12 protein-coding genes are annotated in these 15,192 nt (G+C 70.0%); 3 read left to right on the plus strand and 9 right to left on the minus strand.

Annotated elements, in window-relative coordinates:
* Positions 1 to 269 precede the first annotated feature (269 nt).
* Entirely contained in the window at positions 270 to 2,240 is a 1,971-nt protein-coding gene (locus ACGF4C_RS16140; RefSeq protein ID WP_393566723.1) for a Xaa-Pro dipeptidyl-peptidase, read from the minus strand.
* Between the two features lie 79 nt (positions 2,241 to 2,319).
* Positions 2,320 to 2,559, minus strand: a complete 240-nt coding sequence (locus ACGF4C_RS16145; protein WP_393566724.1) for a hypothetical protein — start codon at positions 2,557 to 2,559, stop codon at positions 2,320 to 2,322.
* A gap of 88 nt (positions 2,560 to 2,647) precedes the next feature.
* Here ACGF4C_RS16145 and ACGF4C_RS16150 point away from each other — a divergent pair, with 88 nt between their 5' ends.
* Positions 2,648 to 4,135, plus strand: coding sequence for a M1 family metallopeptidase (locus ACGF4C_RS16150; protein WP_393566726.1), 1,488 nt, complete (start codon positions 2,648 to 2,650; stop codon positions 4,133 to 4,135).
* A 95-nt stretch (positions 4,136 to 4,230) separates the two neighbouring features.
* Here the strand turns inward: ACGF4C_RS16150 and ACGF4C_RS16155 are convergent, their stop codons facing one another.
* The gene (locus ACGF4C_RS16155; protein ID WP_393566728.1) at positions 4,231 to 5,094 is read right to left on the minus strand and encodes an oxygenase MpaB family protein; all 864 of its coding nucleotides are present in this window, start codon (positions 5,092 to 5,094) and stop codon (positions 4,231 to 4,233) included.
* 177 nt (positions 5,095 to 5,271) lie between these two features.
* On the opposite strand from ACGF4C_RS16155, the gene sph reads away from it, so the two are divergent.
* Positions 5,272 to 6,261 carry a sphingomyelin phosphodiesterase gene (gene sph / locus ACGF4C_RS16160; RefSeq protein WP_388962819.1) on the plus strand — a complete coding sequence of 330 codons (990 nt, stop codon included), beginning with the start codon at positions 5,272 to 5,274 and terminating at the stop codon, positions 6,259 to 6,261.
* Positions 6,262 to 6,329: 68 nt separating this feature from the next.
* Here sph and ACGF4C_RS16165 read toward each other — a convergent pair whose 3' ends face one another.
* The 3 genes from ACGF4C_RS16165 to ACGF4C_RS16175 form a co-directional block, all read right to left on the minus strand.
* A complete protein-coding gene (locus ACGF4C_RS16165) occupies positions 6,330 to 6,812 on the minus strand; it encodes a macro domain-containing protein (protein WP_393566730.1) in 483 nt (160 codons plus the stop codon).
* A 155-nt stretch (positions 6,813 to 6,967) separates the two neighbouring features.
* On the minus strand, positions 6,968 to 8,437 hold the full coding sequence (locus ACGF4C_RS16170; RefSeq protein ID WP_393566732.1) for an amino acid permease: 1,470 nt from the start codon (positions 8,435 to 8,437) through the stop codon (positions 6,968 to 6,970).
* Between the two features lie 526 nt (positions 8,438 to 8,963).
* Positions 8,964 to 9,203 (minus strand): hypothetical protein, encoded by a 240-nt coding sequence (locus ACGF4C_RS16175; RefSeq protein WP_393566734.1) that lies wholly within the window; start codon positions 9,201 to 9,203, stop codon positions 8,964 to 8,966.
* Between the two features lie 112 nt (positions 9,204 to 9,315).
* Here ACGF4C_RS16175 and ACGF4C_RS16180 point away from each other — a divergent pair, with 112 nt between their 5' ends.
* Positions 9,316 to 10,071, plus strand: a complete 756-nt coding sequence (locus ACGF4C_RS16180; protein ID WP_393566736.1) for a MerR family transcriptional regulator — start codon at positions 9,316 to 9,318, stop codon at positions 10,069 to 10,071.
* A 503-nt stretch (positions 10,072 to 10,574) separates the two neighbouring features.
* Here the strand turns inward: ACGF4C_RS16180 and ACGF4C_RS16185 are convergent.
* The 3 genes from ACGF4C_RS16185 to ACGF4C_RS16195 are packed head-to-tail and all read right to left on the minus strand — an operon-like array spanning position 10,575 to position 15,192.
* Positions 10,575 to 12,779: a 3-hydroxyacyl-CoA dehydrogenase NAD-binding domain-containing protein gene (locus ACGF4C_RS16185; protein ID WP_393566738.1), complete on the minus strand. Its 2,205-nt coding sequence runs from the start codon at positions 12,777 to 12,779 to the stop codon at positions 10,575 to 10,577.
* Positions 12,780 to 12,812: 33 nt separating this feature from the next.
* Positions 12,813 to 14,027 (minus strand): acetyl-CoA C-acetyltransferase, encoded by a 1,215-nt coding sequence (locus tag ACGF4C_RS16190; protein ID WP_030813100.1) that lies wholly within the window; start codon positions 14,025 to 14,027, stop codon positions 12,813 to 12,815.
* A gap of 22 nt (positions 14,028 to 14,049) precedes the next feature.
* Positions 14,050 to 15,192: an acyl-CoA dehydrogenase family protein gene (locus ACGF4C_RS16195; RefSeq protein WP_393566942.1), complete on the minus strand. Its 1,143-nt coding sequence runs from the start codon at positions 15,190 to 15,192 to the stop codon at positions 14,050 to 14,052.

Here is a 15,192-nt window from a genome sequence, read left to right on the forward strand (position 1 = left end):
TGCGGTACGGGGGCCGGCTGTGCGGTGCGGGGGGTGCGGGGTGTGGTGCTGGCCGGGGTGGAGGCGGCGGGCCGGGGGGGCGGCGGCCGGGGGGCGTTGCGGGGCCGCCCGCAGTGGGCGGCCCCTGACCCCCTAGCCCTCGGGGTGTCTCCCTGGCCCGGCCTTACCGGGGAGACCGGCCCTACCGAAGACCGGCCTCACCGAAGACCGGCCTCACCGAAGACCGGCCGTACCGGAGATCGGCCTTACCGGGGAGACACCCCCGGCGGTCATTGCCCGCCGGGCATCCGGCTGATCGAGCGCGGCGGGGCGATCCCGTCCAGCGGTGCCGTCCGGTGGGCGGGGGCAGGGGCGGACGCATGTGCCGTGGCCCGTGCGAGGGCCGCGGGGCCGCCGGTCAGCGGCAGGCGTGCGGACGTGCGGGACAGGTCGAGGGTGAGGGTGGGCCGGGACGAGGGCGGGTCGATCAGCCCGGCGTCGGTCCCGGCCACGATCAGGGCGAGGCGGTGCCCGGCGGGCACGATGTGGTCGGTGGCGGCCAGGTCAAGGGTGAGGGTGTAGGGCTTGCCCGGGGTGAGCGGGCGGCCCTTGTGGGGGTCGGCGTAGTTTCCGAGGTCCGCCCAGCCGCGGCTGAGGACGGTGTACGCGACCTTCTCGGTGTCGGCGGCGGTCTCCTTGAAGCAGCCGGTGTCCCCGTTGTTGCCCGCGCCCCAGCAGGTGCGTCTGTCGAGGGTGGTGATGCCCTCGCCGTCGGCTCCGTAGTTGCGGATGGTGTCGGGGCCGAGGTCCACCAGGACGGCGGAGAGGTGGGCGGTGGAGGTGCTCGGGGTGACGGTGACGGTCACCGATCCCGAGCCGGACAACCGCAGGGGCGTGCGCAACTCCCCGGTGCTGAACCCGGCCTTGGCGGGCGTCGGCCGGTCGATGTGGGCCGCCCAGTCGGCCTCACCGAGCCGGGGGTCGTCGGTGAAGGTCTCGGTGGTGCCCCGGGGCGCCTTACGGGTGCCGAGGACGCCGACGCCGGGTTCCTGGCCCGGTCGCGGGCGCAGTGTGGTGGCCGTGGTGCCGGGCGCCGGCCACTGCGGGTCGGTGGACCAGACGCCGGGCGAACGCTCGACATCGGCCATCGGGGCGCGGTCGATGCCGTTGTCGTAACCCAGCAGATAGTGGTCGAACCAGTGGTGCAGGGTGGTGACCCAGTCCGTGCGCCGGTAGTCGAAGGGGTCGACGTGCCCGGTCTGCGAGAGCCAGATCTTGCGCGCGACGCCGTGCCGGGCGAGCGCGTCCCACCACTGACCGGCGTGCCGGGTACGGACGTTGAGGTCCTGCATGCCGTGGACCAGGAAGACGCTGGCCCGGACCTTGCCGGCGTTGCGGACGTAGTCCCGTTCGGTCCACAGCGCGGTCCAGTCACCGCTGCGCGGGGCCCCGTCGGCGAGCTTCTTCTGTACGGCGGCGCATCGTTTCTGCGCGTCCGGGCTGTCGACCGCGTGGGCGAGCGCGTCCGGGCCGGAGTCGTAGAGCGGGGCGCCCTTGGCGAAGTAGTAGTCGTACCAGGAGGAGATGCCGGCGATCGGGACGATGGTTTTCAGCCCCTTGACGCCGGTGGCCGCGACGCCGTTGGCGATGGTGGCGTCCCAGCTCTTGCCGATCATGCCGGTGCTGCCGTTGTACCAGTCGGCGGTGACGGGTCTGCCTCCGGTGCGGGCGGTGTAGGCGCGGCCCCGGCCGCCCAGCCAGTCGACGACGGCCTTGGCCGACTGGATGTCGGAGCGGCCGCCGACGTCGACGCAGCCGTCCGAGCGGTTGGTGCCGGCCAGGTCGACGAGGACGGTCGCATAGCCGCGCGGCACGAAGTAGTTGTCGTAGAAGAGCGGGAACTGGACCGGCCGGCCATGGGCGTCGTAGGTCTTCTTCTGGCTCTCGTTGCCGCGTCCGCAGCAGGAGTAGTACGGGCTGGCGTCCATGATCACCGGTATCCGCCGGCCCTGCCGGGCCGGTTCGGACGGCCGCACGATGTCGACGGCGACGCGGTCGGTCCGCCCGTCCGCATCGCCGTCGATCCGGGTGTCGACCCAGACCGATTCGCGTATCGCGTGGTCGTACGAGTACACGGGTCTGCTCTCGCCGGGTGCCGCCTGCGCGGCGGCCGGCCCGATCAGTGCGGACAGCAGGGCGGCGACGGCCGCCAGCACCAACGCTGTGAAGGGGATGCGGGGAAACCGCGCAGGGTTCGTCACGGGCGGACCGTAGCGCGGCTCAACTCCCGTGCGTAAGGGTGCGGATGACGACGACTGTGCGGCCGGCGACGCCCGGCACCTACGGGTCGTACGAGACCGGCCGGGGCGTCGGGTCCGGAGGGGGCGCCGGGACCGGCGGGGACGCCAGGTCCTCCAGTGGGGATGTCAGGTCCTCCAGTGGGGACGCCAGGTCCGGCCGGGACGTCGGGTCCAGGGAACCCGGTGGCGATATCGCGTCCGGTCCGACGGGGTGCATGGGTGCACAGCGCCGGCCGGGCGTACGACCTGGCCGGGCCAGTTGGTGGTTCATGTCGGTCATGTGTCAGATCCGGCCATGTCCATGACGTTGCCCCGGTGGGCTGTCTAGGGTCTGAACCAGAGCCATCCCCCTACGAGTTGGAGGACTCGTGCGTCACAGACTCCTCGTCCCGGGCGCGGCCGCGCTCAGTCTGCTGCTGGCGATCCCGGCTTCCGCGGCCGACTTCTCCCCGGGCGCTCCGGGCGTGGGCGACACCTACTACCCCGAGAGCGGAAACGGCGGATACGACGTTTCCCACTACGACCTGCGGCTCAAGTACCAGCCGAAGACGGACCTCCTGGAGGGCACGGCGACGCTGCTCGCCACGACCACCCAGGACCTCTCCCGCTTCAACCTGGACTTCGGCCTCAAGGTCAGCGAGATACGGGTCAACGGCAAGAAGGCCACCTTCGCCACGTCCGGCAAGCACGAGCTGGAGGTCACCCCGGCCGCGCCGCTGGAGAAGGGCCGGCAGATCAGCGTCGTCGTGCGCTATGCGGGCAAGCCCTCCGAGCTGAAGATCGACGACTTCACCGCCTGGGCCCGTACGCCCGACGGCGCGGTGATCGCCCAGGAGCCGGACTCCGCCGTGTGGTGGTTCCCGAGCAACGACCACCCCACCGACAAGGCGACCTACGACATCTCGGTCGCGGTCCCGGACGGCACCCAGGCACTCAGCAACGGCGTGCTGGCCTCGCAGACCTCCAAGCTCGGCTGGACCCGCTACAACTGGCGCTCGGACCAGCCGCAGGCGACGTATCTGACGACGCTGGCGGTCGGCAAATTCGACATCACCACCGACACCACGGCGAACGGCCTGCCGGTGATCAACGCCGTCAGCAAGGACCTCGGCGCGAACGAGGGGTCGGCGCGGGCGAGCATCGAGCGCACCACCGAGATCACCGAGTGGCTGGAAAGCGTCTTCGGGCCGTACCCGTTCAACGCGGTCGGCGGCTATGTCCCCAACGTGCCGGCCCGGTACGCCCTGGAGACCCAGACCCGCCCGTTCTACGGCAAGAAGGCCTTCGACCGGGGCACCAACGTCTCGGTCGTGGTGCACGAGCTTGCGCACCAGTGGTACGGCGACAGCGTTTCCCTCAAGGACTGGAAGGACATCTGGATCAACGAGGGCTTCGCCGCCTACAGCCAGTGGCTGTGGTCGGAGAAGGAGGGCGAGGGCACGGCGCAGGAACTCGCGGACTACGTCTACGCCCAGCACCCGGCCGACGACCCGTTCTGGAAGGTCAAGCCGGGCAACCCGGGCGCGGAGAACCAGTTCGACGGGGCCGTCTACGACCGTGGCGCGCTCGCCCTGCAGGCGCTGCGCAACAAGGTCGGCGACAAGGTCTTCTTCGGCCTCCTGAAGTCCTGGCCCACCGAGCACAAGTACGGCAACGCCTCGGTGGCCGACTTCGTGGCGTTCGCCGAGAAGAAGTCCGGCAAGCAGCTGGCCGGGTTCTTCGACACCTGGCTGTTCCAGCCGTCCAAGCCCGCGAGCGGCGCGGCCAAGCGGGCCCTGGGTGCACCCCGCGGCCCGGTGGCGCAGCCGAAGTCCTGGAAGCAGATCGCGGCCACGCACGACGTGCACGGGCACTGAAGCCCGGCCGCACGCCGGTCGTGAAGCGCTGAACGGGGTGGAGCCGGGGCCGTCGTCCCCCGGCTCCACCCTCGCCGGTCGTCCGCCGGTCGCCGCTACCGGACCGCCGCCTGCCGCGCCGCACGCCGGGCGCGGCGGGCGATCGGCATGAAGCGCAGCCGCTCCGGAAGGGCCGGGACCACCACACGCACCACGCGTCCGAAGCGGCGCAGCCGGCGCTCCTGCGCCTCGGTCCACTCCAGGCCGATGGCGCGCCGGGCGTCCGGCGGCATCAGGCCGATGCTGACGAACCGTCGGAAGCGGGCGAACCGCGGGCGCAGCCAGGGCCAGACCAGCCGGAGCAGCAGCCGCAGCCAGCGCGGGCCGCGGTCGGGCACCGGGAGCGGCGGGTCGGGGTCGATCAACTCCCGCACCACCGCGGTCGCTTCGAGCTCGGTACCGAGGACCCGGCGGTAGTACGGCCAGAACTCCTCGATGGTCGGCGGCATATCGCGGTCCTGGATGCCCAGCACCCGCCCGACCTGGAGCCATTCCGCGTACAGCTGCCGCTCCTGCGCCTCGGAGAAGGGGCGGCCGAGATAACGCTGGGCGTGCCGGAAGACGGGGTACCCGGTGGCGTGCACCCAGGCGTAGTTCGCGGGGGTGAGCGCGTGGTACGGGCGGCCGTGCGCGTCGGTACCCTCGATGGTCCGGTGCAGCCGGCGCAGCCGGCGCCCCTCTTCGGCCGCGCCGTCGCCACCGTAGACCCACAGCTGCAGCGAGACCAGCGACCGCTCGCCACGGCCCCACGGGTCGGTCCGGAAGAGGGAGTGGTCGTCCACTCCGGCTCCCACCGCGGGGTGCGCGACCTGCATGGTCAGCGCCGGCGGCAGGGTGAGCAGCATGCGGATGTCCCCGGCCAACGACCAGAGGACGCCACCGACCGGCGGGGGCTTTGGCTGGTTTTTCTCCGTATTCATAGCATTTCTCATGATACGGCGCCCACCGGCGACGTGCGGGCAGCGGTATCCCTGCCCATGCCGTGCGGGCCCGGCCCTGTGTGTACATCTCATACCTCCCAGACGGTTACCTAGAAGTAATGTCAACTGGTTGGATGGCGCCGCCGGACCAAATCCCCACCCCCATAGGGAGATTCAGTGTCGAACCCAGCGCCGCGCACGCCGTCCGCAGCGGGCCTTCGCACCGCCGCTCTCGCCGCGGTCCTCGCCGCCGCGACCGTGACCGCCGCGTCCCCCACCGCCTCGGCCGCCACCGCTCCCCATCTGAAGGTGCTGAGCTACAACACCTTCCTGATGAGCAAGAACCTCTATCCCAACTGGGGCCAGGACCACCGTGCCGAGGCGATCGCGGCCGCGGACTTCTTCCAGGGCAATGACGTCGTCGTGCTCCAGGAAGCGTTCGACAACTCCTCCTCCGATGCGCTGAAGTCCCGGGCCGCCGGGCAGTATCCGCACCAGACTCCGGTGGTGGGCCGGAGCAGGAGCGGCTGGGACGCCACCGGCGGCGCCTACTCGGCCGTCACTCCGGAAGACGGCGGGGTGACCCTGCTGAGCAAGTGGCCGATCCTGCGCAAGGAGCAGTACATCTACAAGGACGCCTGCGGTTCGGACTCCTTCTCCAACAAGGGCTTCGTCTATGCCGTGCTGGACGTGAACGGCGCCAAGGTGCACGTCGTCGGCACCCACACCCAGTCCACCGACTCGGGCTGCAAGGCGGGCGAGGCGGCCGCGGACCGCGCCAAGCAGCTCAAGGAGATCGACGCCTTCCTGGACGCCAAGAACATCCCGGCGGACGAAGAGGTCATGGTCGCCGGCGACCTGAACGTCGACTCCCACAGCGCGGAGTACAACGCCCTGCTCAGCAACGGCGATCTGGCCCCGGCCGACAGCCGCACCGGGCACCCGTACTCCTTCGACACCCAGGAAAACTCCATCGCGAAGTACCGCTATCCCGACGATCCCCGCGAGGACCTGGACTACGTGCTGCACCGCAACGGCCATGCCCGGCCCGCCGACTGGCAGAACGAAGTGGTCAAGGAGGAGTCCGCGCCCTGGACCGTCTCCAGCTGGGGCAAGGACTACACCTACACCAACCTCAGCGATCACTACCCGCTGATCGGCGGCTGAGCCCGGGCCCCTCCCGCGGCCGGCGGGCGAGGAGTCAGTGGTCGTGGACCCTCTGTCGTCGTGGACCGTCAGTGGTCGTAGACCGTGACCGGTATGCCGCGCCGGGTGAGCCGCTCGGCTATCAGCGGCTCCACCCGGGACCACTTCCCGCCCGCCAGGCCGCAGCCGATCCGCGGCATGTGGACCGACGCCCCGAGCTCCGTGGCCCGGTCCGCCACCCGGCCGAGCCCGGCGTCGATGGCCTCGTACCGGACCGGGACGCCCTTACTGCCCGTCCTTATGCCCCGCTGGCCGACCACGTTGGCCACCCACAGCCGGTCGGCGACCTGGACGAACTGGGCGGCGCCCAGCCCGAAGTCGTTGCCCGCCCGCTCGCGGTGCCATCTGCGGTAGGCCGCCTCGGGCTCCGGCCAGCGGCGGGAAAGCGCGAGGACGAAGCCCTTGCCCCAGCCGCCCAGGTCGTTGCAGACATGCGTGATGATCTTGACGCCCTTGCCCTGTGGTGCGGTGGCGTCCCCCTTGACGTAGGAAATCCCCGTGTTCTCCGTCATGTGTTCACAGTAGAGCCGACCACTGACAATCGACCGGGACCGCGCGACGGCCGGGCGCGAACGGGCCCGACCGCCGCGCATGCACGAGGGCGGCCGCGGCGGCCTTCCGGCCCGCCGCGACCGCCCTGTCGTACTCAGGCGCCGCTGGTGCGCGACTACTCCGCCGCTTGCAGCTCCTCGCGTTCCCTGGCGATCCGGGCCACCCGGCCGCGGACCCCGAACCAGCCGGCGACCAGCGCGGCGGCGAGGACCGGGATCAGCAGCACGGTCTTGCGGCCGACACCGTCGTCGAACCACATCAGCACGATGACGCCGAGCAGGAAGACGATGGTGGCGATGTCCGTGACCGGGGTGCCCGGCAGCCGGAACTTCGGCCGCTCCAGCGTCCCCTCCTTCGTGCGGCGCACGAAAACCATGTGGCAGATCATGATCGTGCACCAGGTGCTGATGATGCCCAGCGCCGCGATGTTCAGCACGATCTCGAACGCCTCACCCGGGAGCCAGTAGTTCAACCCGACACCGAGCACGCACACCGCGGAGGTGAGCATGATGCCGCCGTACGGCACCTGGTTGCGGTTCATCCGGCCGGCGAACTTGGGCGCGGAGCCCGCCATCGACATGGAGCGCAGGATCCGGCCGGTCGAGTACAGACCGGAGTTCAGGCTGGACATGGCCGCGGTCAGCACGACGAGGTTCATCACGTCGCCGGCCGCCGGGACACCGACGTTGGACAGCACGGTGACGAACGGGCTCTGGCCGGCGGTGTACTTGTTCCACGGCAGCAGCATCGCCAGCAGGATCACCGAGCCGACGTAGAAGACGCCCACCCGCCACATGATGGAGTTGACGGCCTTCGGCACGACCTTCTGCGGCTCACCAGTCTCACCTGCGGTGACGCCGACGAGCTCGACCGCCGAGTAGGCGAAGACCACGCCCTGGAGCACGATCACCACGGGCAGCAGACCGGTCGGGAAGATTCCACCGTGGTCGGTGATCAGGTTCAGCCCCGGCGCATGGCCGCCGACCGGGTGGTGGGTGGCCAGCAGGAAGATGCCGATGAACATGAACACGACCAGCGCGGCGACCTTGATGATCGCGAACCAGAACTCCAGCTCACCGAAGATCTTCACGGAGATCAGGTTCACCGTCAGCACGACCGCCAGCGCGATCAGCGCCATCACCCACTGCGGGATGTCGGTGAACAGGCTCCAGTAGTGCGTGTAGAGCGCGATCGCGGTGATGTCGGCGATACCGGTCGTCGACCAGTTCACGACGTACATCCAGCCGGCGACGTAGGCGCCCTTCTCCCCCAGGAACTCACGGGCGTAGGAGACGAACGACCCGGACGAGGGGCGGTGCAGCACCAGCTCGCCGAGGGCGCGCACGACGAAGAAGGCGAAGAGGCCGCAGACCGCGTACGCGACGGCCAGCGCGGGACCGGCGGAGTGCAGCCGGCCGCCGGCGCCCAGGAACAGGCCGGTGCCGATCGCGCCGCCGATGGCGATCATGTTGATGTGCCGGCCCTTGAGGCCCTTGCTGTACCCCGCGTCGCCCGCGTCCTGCTGCGCGCCGCTCCCCCCGTCAGGTGACCTGTGGGCTGTCTCGGTGACGGTTTCTGTGCTCACTGCTGGTGCATCTCGCTTTCGGGCAGGCGCTTGAGCCATGACCGGATCCCGCGGATCGCGCGGACGGCCGACGGCACACCTTCCCCGAAGACCGCCCCTCCGTCTGTGGGCAAGATCACAGCGTGTATAGGCCATCCAAGATTTGTCCCTATTTGGCGCGAAATTTCCGGCGACACATTTTCAAGGACCGGGCGAGTTCGCCCGTTTCCGGCCCTCTTTCCTCGCCCAGCCACCCAAACTTCTTGACCTGTTCCCTTCGCTTTCCAGTCGGTTTCCACTCGCTTCAGGCACACACGCGCCCCCACGACGGCCCGCTCGACGTCCACCTGCCCCTCGAGACCCGACCAGCCTGACGGCGCGCCCTCGATCCCCTGGCGCGCTGCCCTCGATCCCATCCCGGCGCGGCCCACGCCCGACTCAGGGGGCCGGACCAGCAGTGCGACCTCCGTACGACGCAACGGCCTCCGTACGACGCGACCGCGACCGCCGTACGACCGGACCACACGCGCCCGGCCGTCGCCGGGCGTCAGCGCTGCCCGCCGTCACCGATCGCGAACCAACCGTCGGGGCGGATCGCGGGCTCCACGACCCCGTCGACCCGCAGGCACCGCCGCGCACCCCGCACCCCGCACCCCGCACCCACCGTCCGCCGGACCTCGATCTCCTCGTCCTCGGCGGTGCGCAGCTCAACACCGCCGATCGGGCGGCCGACTGCGATCCCCAGGCATCCACGATCACCCCCGAGACCGGCCCAGGACCGCACCACATCCGGGGGGGCTTCCGTGCGGAGGCACTCGCCACCCCAGGCTTCCTTTTCCCCGGCTCCAGAAGGTTCTGCAAGGTTTCACAAGAGTGGTGAGACAGCAATACTGTTGAACATGGAGTCCGCCACCGATCTGACGGTCGACGAACTGGCCGCCCGCGCCGGCGTCACCGTCCGCACGATCCGCTTCTACAGCACCCGCGGTCTGCTGCCACCGCCGGAGATCGGCCCCCGCCGGGTCGGCCGCTACGGCCCGGACCACCTCTCGCGGCTTGCCCTCATCGAGGAACTCCAGCACCAGGGCCTCACCCTGTCGGCCATCGAGCGCTACCTGGAGCAGCTGCCGCCCGACCTGAGCGCCCAGGACCTGGCCATCCACCGTGCACTGGTGGCGAGTTGGGTCCCGGACAAGGCCGAGGACGCCACCCGTGACCAGTTGGAGCGACGGGTCGGCCGGAAGCTGACCGAGGAGGACCTGGACCGGCTGGCGGCCATGGGCGTGCTCGTACGAACCGAGGACCCGCAGGTCTTCCGCGTCGACCCCGGGCTGCTGCACCTTGGCGCGCGCCTGCTGGACGTACCGATCGCACTGGAGGCCATCCTCGCGGCGCGCACCGTCGTCATCGAGCACACCCGCTCGGCAGCCCGTGAGCTGAGCCGGCTGTTCAAGGACGAGGTATGGGGCCCGCACCGGGAGGGTGGGCCGGACGCGGAGGAGATGGCGCGGATGAAGTCACTCTCGGCTCACATGCAGCCGATGGTGGTACAGGCACTGGTCACCGCCTTCCAGCGCTCGATGAAGCAGGAACTGCGGGAGTGGTTCGGTACGGAAGGCGCTCCGGACCAGAGGGACGGCACCCCGGAGGAGTGAGCCCGAGCCCCGAGCCCCAATCCCCTGAGGAGGAACGAGGAGGGGCAGAGCCCACAGGAGCCACCCGCGGGGGCCACCTGCGGGAGCCGTCCGCGGGAGCCAGGGGCCCGCAGGGCGAGCGGGTGTGGTGACCCGCGGGAAGCGAGCGGTTGGGCAGGGAGCCAGCAGTAGGTGGTAGAGCGCGCGCTGGCTCGTCCGCCCTACTTCCCTCCCCTACCCCCTCCCCTACTCCATGCCCTACGCCCTGGACGTCGCCCCTCCGGTGCCTTGTGTGCCGCTCCTTCATATTACGGCAACGATTACGGAGAGTGATTAGTTCCCACCTTCGCTACTTTCTGTAGTCAAAGAGCGGGCAGTAAATGAGCAAGCAGTAGGGCGGAGGGCAGGTGAGGAGGCGAGGCGGGCCAGCAGGCGGGCAGGCGGCGAGGGCAGTAAGCATCCGCGCCCGCCCTCCCCCGGCCCCGCCCCGCTCCTCGCCCCTGCCCCCGCCCGGCCCCGGCACGTCAGTCGGTGAGCTTCTCGCCTCTTTCGGCCTTTTCGACCAGCAGTGCGGGGGGCGCGAAGCGGTCGCCGTAGGCCGTCTGGAGTTCCCGGGCGCGGGTGACGAAGCCGGGGAGGCCGACGAGGTCCTCGCGGCCCGGGCCGCCCTGGTAGCCGTTGATGTACTGGATCACGCCGCCGGTCCATCCCGGGAAGCCGATGCCGAAGATGGAGCCGATGTTGGCGTCGGCGACCGAGGTGAGGACGCCCTCCTCGAAGCAGCGGACGGTGTCCAGCGCCTCGGAGAAGAGCATGCGTTCCTGCATGTCGATGAAGGGGATCTCGGCGCCTTCGCGGGCGAAGTGCTCGCGCAGGCCCGGCCACAGACCGGTGCGCCGGCCGTCCTCGCCGTACTCGTAGAAACCGGCTCCCCCGCTCCGGCCGGGGCGGCCGAACTCGTCGACCATCCGGTCGATGACCTCGTCCGCCGGGTGCGGCTGCCAGGCGGCGCCGGCCTCCTCGGCGGCCCGTCGGGTCTCCTCGCGGATCTTGCGCGGCAGCGTCAGGGTCAGTTCGTCCATCAGGGACAGCACCTTGGCGGGGTAGCCGGCCTGGGCGGCGGCCTGTTCGACGGAGGCCGGTTCCAGGCCCTCGCCGATCATCGCCACGCCCTCGTTGATGAACTGGCCGATGACGCGGGAGGTGAAGAAGCCCCGCGAGTCGTTGACCACGATCGGCGTCTTCTTGATCTGGCGGACCAGGTCGAAGGCGCGGGCCAGTGCCTCGTCGCCGGTCCGCCCGCCCTTGATGATCTCGACCAGCGGCATCTTGTCGACCGGTGAGAAGAAGTGCAGTCCGATGAAGTCCTGGTCCCGCTCGACGCCTTCGGCCAGCAGCGTGATGGGGAGGGTGGAGGTGTTGGAGCACAGCAGGGCGTCGGGCGCGACGATGTGCTGGATCTCCTTGAACACCTTGTGCTTGAGGGCGATGTCCTCGAAGACCGCCTCGATGACGGCGTCGCAGCCCGCGAGGTCGGCGGGCTCGGCGGTGGGCGTGATCCGGGCGAGCAGTTCGTCGCGCTGCTGCTCGGTGGTACGGCCTCGGGAGAGCGCCTTGTCGAGCAGCCCCTCCGAGTACGCCTTGCCCTTCTGCGCCGCCTCCAGGGTGACGTCCTTGAGGACGACCTGGATGCCTGCCTTGGCGCAGGCGTAGGCGATTCCGGCGCCCATCATGCCGGCGCCGAGCACGGCGACCTTCTCGACCGTGCGGGGTTCGATGCCCTTGGGGCGGTTGGCGCCGGAGTTGACGGCCTGGAGGTCGAAGAAGAAGGCCTGGATCATGTTCTTGGAGACCTGGCCGGTGACCAGCTCGACGAAGTACCGCGCCTCGATGGTCTGCGCGGTCTCGAAGTCGACCTGGGAGCCTTCGACGGCCGCGGCGAGGATGTTGCGCGGGGCCGGGTACGGCGCGCCGTTGAGCTGCTTCTTGAGGTTGGCGGGGAACGCGGGGAGGTTGGCCGCGAACTTCGGCTGGGCGGGGGTGCCGCCGGGGATGCGGTAGCCCTTGGCGTCCCAGGGCTGCTGGGACTCGGGGTGTTCGTCGATGAAGGCGCGGGCCTTGGTGAGGAGTTCGTCGGGGGTGGCCGCGACGTCGTGGATCAGTCCGGCGTCCTTGGCGCGGGTGGCGTTGTACTGGGTGCCCTGGAGCAGCACCTTCAGCAGGGCGTCGGCGATGCCGAGCAGTCGTACGGTGCGGGTGACGCCGCCGGCGGCGGGCAGCAGGCCGAGGGTGACCTCGGGCAGGCCGATCTTGGTGGCGGGGGTGTCGAGGGCGATGCGGTGGTGGCAGGCCAGCGCGATCTCGTAACCGCCGCCCAGCGCGGCGCCGTTGATGGCGGCGACGACGGGCTTGCCGAGTGTCTCCAGGCGGCGCAGATCGCGCTTGATGCCCAGGCCGGACTCGAAGGCCTGCTGGGCCTGGGCGGGGGTGACGGCGATCAGGTCGCGGAGGTCTCCGCCGGCGAAGAAGGTCTTCTTGGCGGAGGTGATGATGATGCCGCGGATGCTGTCCTTCTCGGCCTCCAGGCGGTCGACGACCGCGGTGAGGGAGGTCTTGAAGGCGTTGTTCATGGTGTTGGCGGACTGGGCGGGGTCGTCCAGGACCAGGGTGACGACGCCGGTCTCGTCCTTTTCCCAGCGGATGGTCGACAAAGCTGCGGGTTCACTCATGGTGCGTACTCCGTGGTGGGTGGGACGAGGGGGTCAGAGGCGCTCGATGACGGTGGCGATGCCCATGCCGCCGCCGACGCAGAGGGTGGCCAGGCCGTAGCGCTTGTCCTGTCGTTCGAGTTCGTCGACGAGGGTGCCGAGGATCATGGCGCCGGTCGCGCCGAGGGGGTGGCCCAGGGCGATGGCGCCGCCGTTGACGTTGACCTTGTCGAGGCTCAGGCCCATGTCCTTGACGAAGCGGAGGACGACGGCGGCGAAGGCTTCGTTGATCTCGACCAGGTCGATGTCGTCGATGGTCAGGCCGGCCTTGGCGAGCGCCTTGCGGCTGGCGGGGGCGGGGCCGGTGAGCATGATCGTCGGTTCGGAGCCGGAGACCGCGGCGGAGAGGATCCGGGCCCTGGGGGTGAGGCCGTAGCGTTCGCCGACCTCCTTGTTGCCGATGGCGACGAGGGCGGCGCCGTCGACGATGCCGGAGGAGTTGCCGGCGTGGTGGACGTGGTCGATCTTCTCGACCCAGTGGTATTTCTGCAGGGCGACCGCGTCGAATCCGCCGGCGTCCCCGATGGTGGCGAAGGACGGCTTGAGGGCGGCCAGGGAGTCGGCGGTGGTGCCGGGGCGCATGTGCTCGTCGTGGTCGAGGACGGTGAGGCCGTTGCGGTCGCGTACGGGGACGACGGACCGGTCGAAGCGGCCGTCCTTCCATGCGGCGGCGGCCCGTTCCTGCGACAGCGCGGCGAATTCGTCGACGTCGCGCCGGCTGTAGCCCTCGATGGTGGCGATGAGGTCGGCGCCGATGCCCTGGGGGACGAAGCCGGTGTCGAAGTTGGTCATCGGGTCGGCGAACCAGGCGCCGCCGTCGGATGCCATCGGGACCCGTGACATGGATTCGACGCCGCCGGCGAGGACGAGGTCTTCCCAGCCGGAACGGACCTTGGCAGCGGCCATGTTGACGGCTTCGAGGCCGGAGGCACAGAAGCGGTTCTCCTGGACGCCGGCGACGGTGTCGGGCAGGCCGGCGGCGATCGCGGCGATCCGGGCGATGTCGGAGCCCTGGTCGCCGACGGGGCCGACGACGCCGAGGACGATGTCGTCGATCGCGGCCGGGTCGAGGCCGGGGAAGCGTCGGCGTACTTCGTGGATCAGGCCGACGACCAGGTCGATCGGCTTGGTGCCGTGCAGCGCGCCGTTGGCCTTGCCGCGGCCGCGGGGGGTGCGGATCGCGTCGTATACGTACGCTTCGGAACTCACTGGTAAGCCTTTCCGGGGAGGGTTAGCCGAGCAGGGAGCGGCCGATGATCTCCTTCATGATCTCGGTCGTCCCGCCGTAGATGGTCTGGATGCGGCCGTCGGTGAAGGCCTTGGCGACGCGGTATTCGGTCATGTAGCCGTAGCCGCCGTGGAGTTGGAGGCAGCGGTCGGCGACGCGCTTCTGGAGTTCGGTGGCCCACCACTTGGCCATGGAGGCGTGTACGGCGTCGAGGGTGCCGTCGGAGTGGTCGGCGATGCAGCGGTCGAGGAAGGTGCGGGTGACGGCGCATTCGGTGGCCATTTCGGCGATCTCGAAGCGGATGTGCTGGAGCTTGGACAGCGGCCGTCCGAAGGCCTCGCGTTCCTTGACGTATTGGGTGGTGATCTCCAGGAGGTGCTCGGCGGCGGCGATGCCGGCGACGGCTATGCCCATGCGTTCCTGTGCGAGGTTGGTCATGAGGTGGATGAAGGCGCCGTTGAGCCGGCCGAGGAGGTTCTCCTTGGGGACGCGTACGTCGTGGAAGAACAGTTCGGCGGTGTCCTGGGATTTCTGTCCGATCTTGTCGAGGTTGCGGCCGCGTTCGAAGCCTGCCGTGCCGCGTTCGACGACGAGCAGTGACAGGCCGTGTGCGCCGCCCTCGGGTGTGGTCTTGGCGACGACGATGACGAGGTCGGCGAGGATGCCGTTGGAGATGAACGTCTTGGAGCCGTTCAGCAGCCAGTGGTCGCCCTTGTCCTCGGCGGTGGTGCGGATGCCCTGGAGGTCGGAGCCGGCGCCCGGTTCGGTCATGGCGATGGCGGTGATGATCTCGCCGGTGCAGAAGCCGGGGAGCCAGCGCCGTTTCTGTTCGTCGGTGGCGAGGGAGGTCAGGTAGGGGCCGATGATGTCGTTGTGCAGGCCCAGGGCGAGTCCGGGGGCGCCGGCGCGGGTGAATTCCTCGGCGAGGACGGCGCTGTAGCGGAAGTCGGGGTTGCCTCCGCCGCCGTACTCCTCGGGCACCGCCATGCCCAGCAGGCCCTGTCTGCCGGCCGCGCGCCAGGCGTCGCGGCTGACGATGCCGTCCTTCTCCCATTGTTCGTAGTGGGGCGTCACCTCCTTGGCGAGGAAGGTGCGGACGGTTTCCCGGAAGGCCTCGTGGTCCTCGGTGAAGATCTGGCGCGGCAA

The sequence above is a fragment of the Streptomyces sp. NPDC048197 genome (genome assembly GCF_043202395.1).
Taxonomy (GTDB): domain Bacteria; phylum Actinomycetota; class Actinomycetes; order Streptomycetales; family Streptomycetaceae; genus Streptomyces; species Streptomyces siderophoricus.

What these genes read in the sequence shown, in the direction of transcription:
- ACGF4C_RS16145 (WP_393566724.1), bottom strand. Translation starts at nt 2,559, where the DNA reads ATGACCGACATGAACCACCAACTGGCCCGGCCAGGTCGTACGCCCGGC.
- ACGF4C_RS16155 (WP_393566728.1), bottom strand. Translation starts at nt 5,094, where the DNA reads ATGAATACGGAGAAAAACCAGCCAAAGCCCCCGCCGGTCGGTGGCGTC.
- ACGF4C_RS16165 (WP_393566730.1), bottom strand. Translation starts at nt 6,812, where the DNA reads ATGACGGAGAACACGGGGATTTCCTACGTCAAGGGGGACGCCACCGCA.
- ACGF4C_RS16180 (WP_393566736.1), top strand. Translation starts at nt 9,316, where the DNA reads ATGGAGTCCGCCACCGATCTGACGGTCGACGAACTGGCCGCCCGCGCC.
- ACGF4C_RS16185 (WP_393566738.1), bottom strand. Translation starts at nt 12,779, where the DNA reads ATGAGTGAACCCGCAGCTTTGTCGACCATCCGCTGGGAAAAGGACGAG.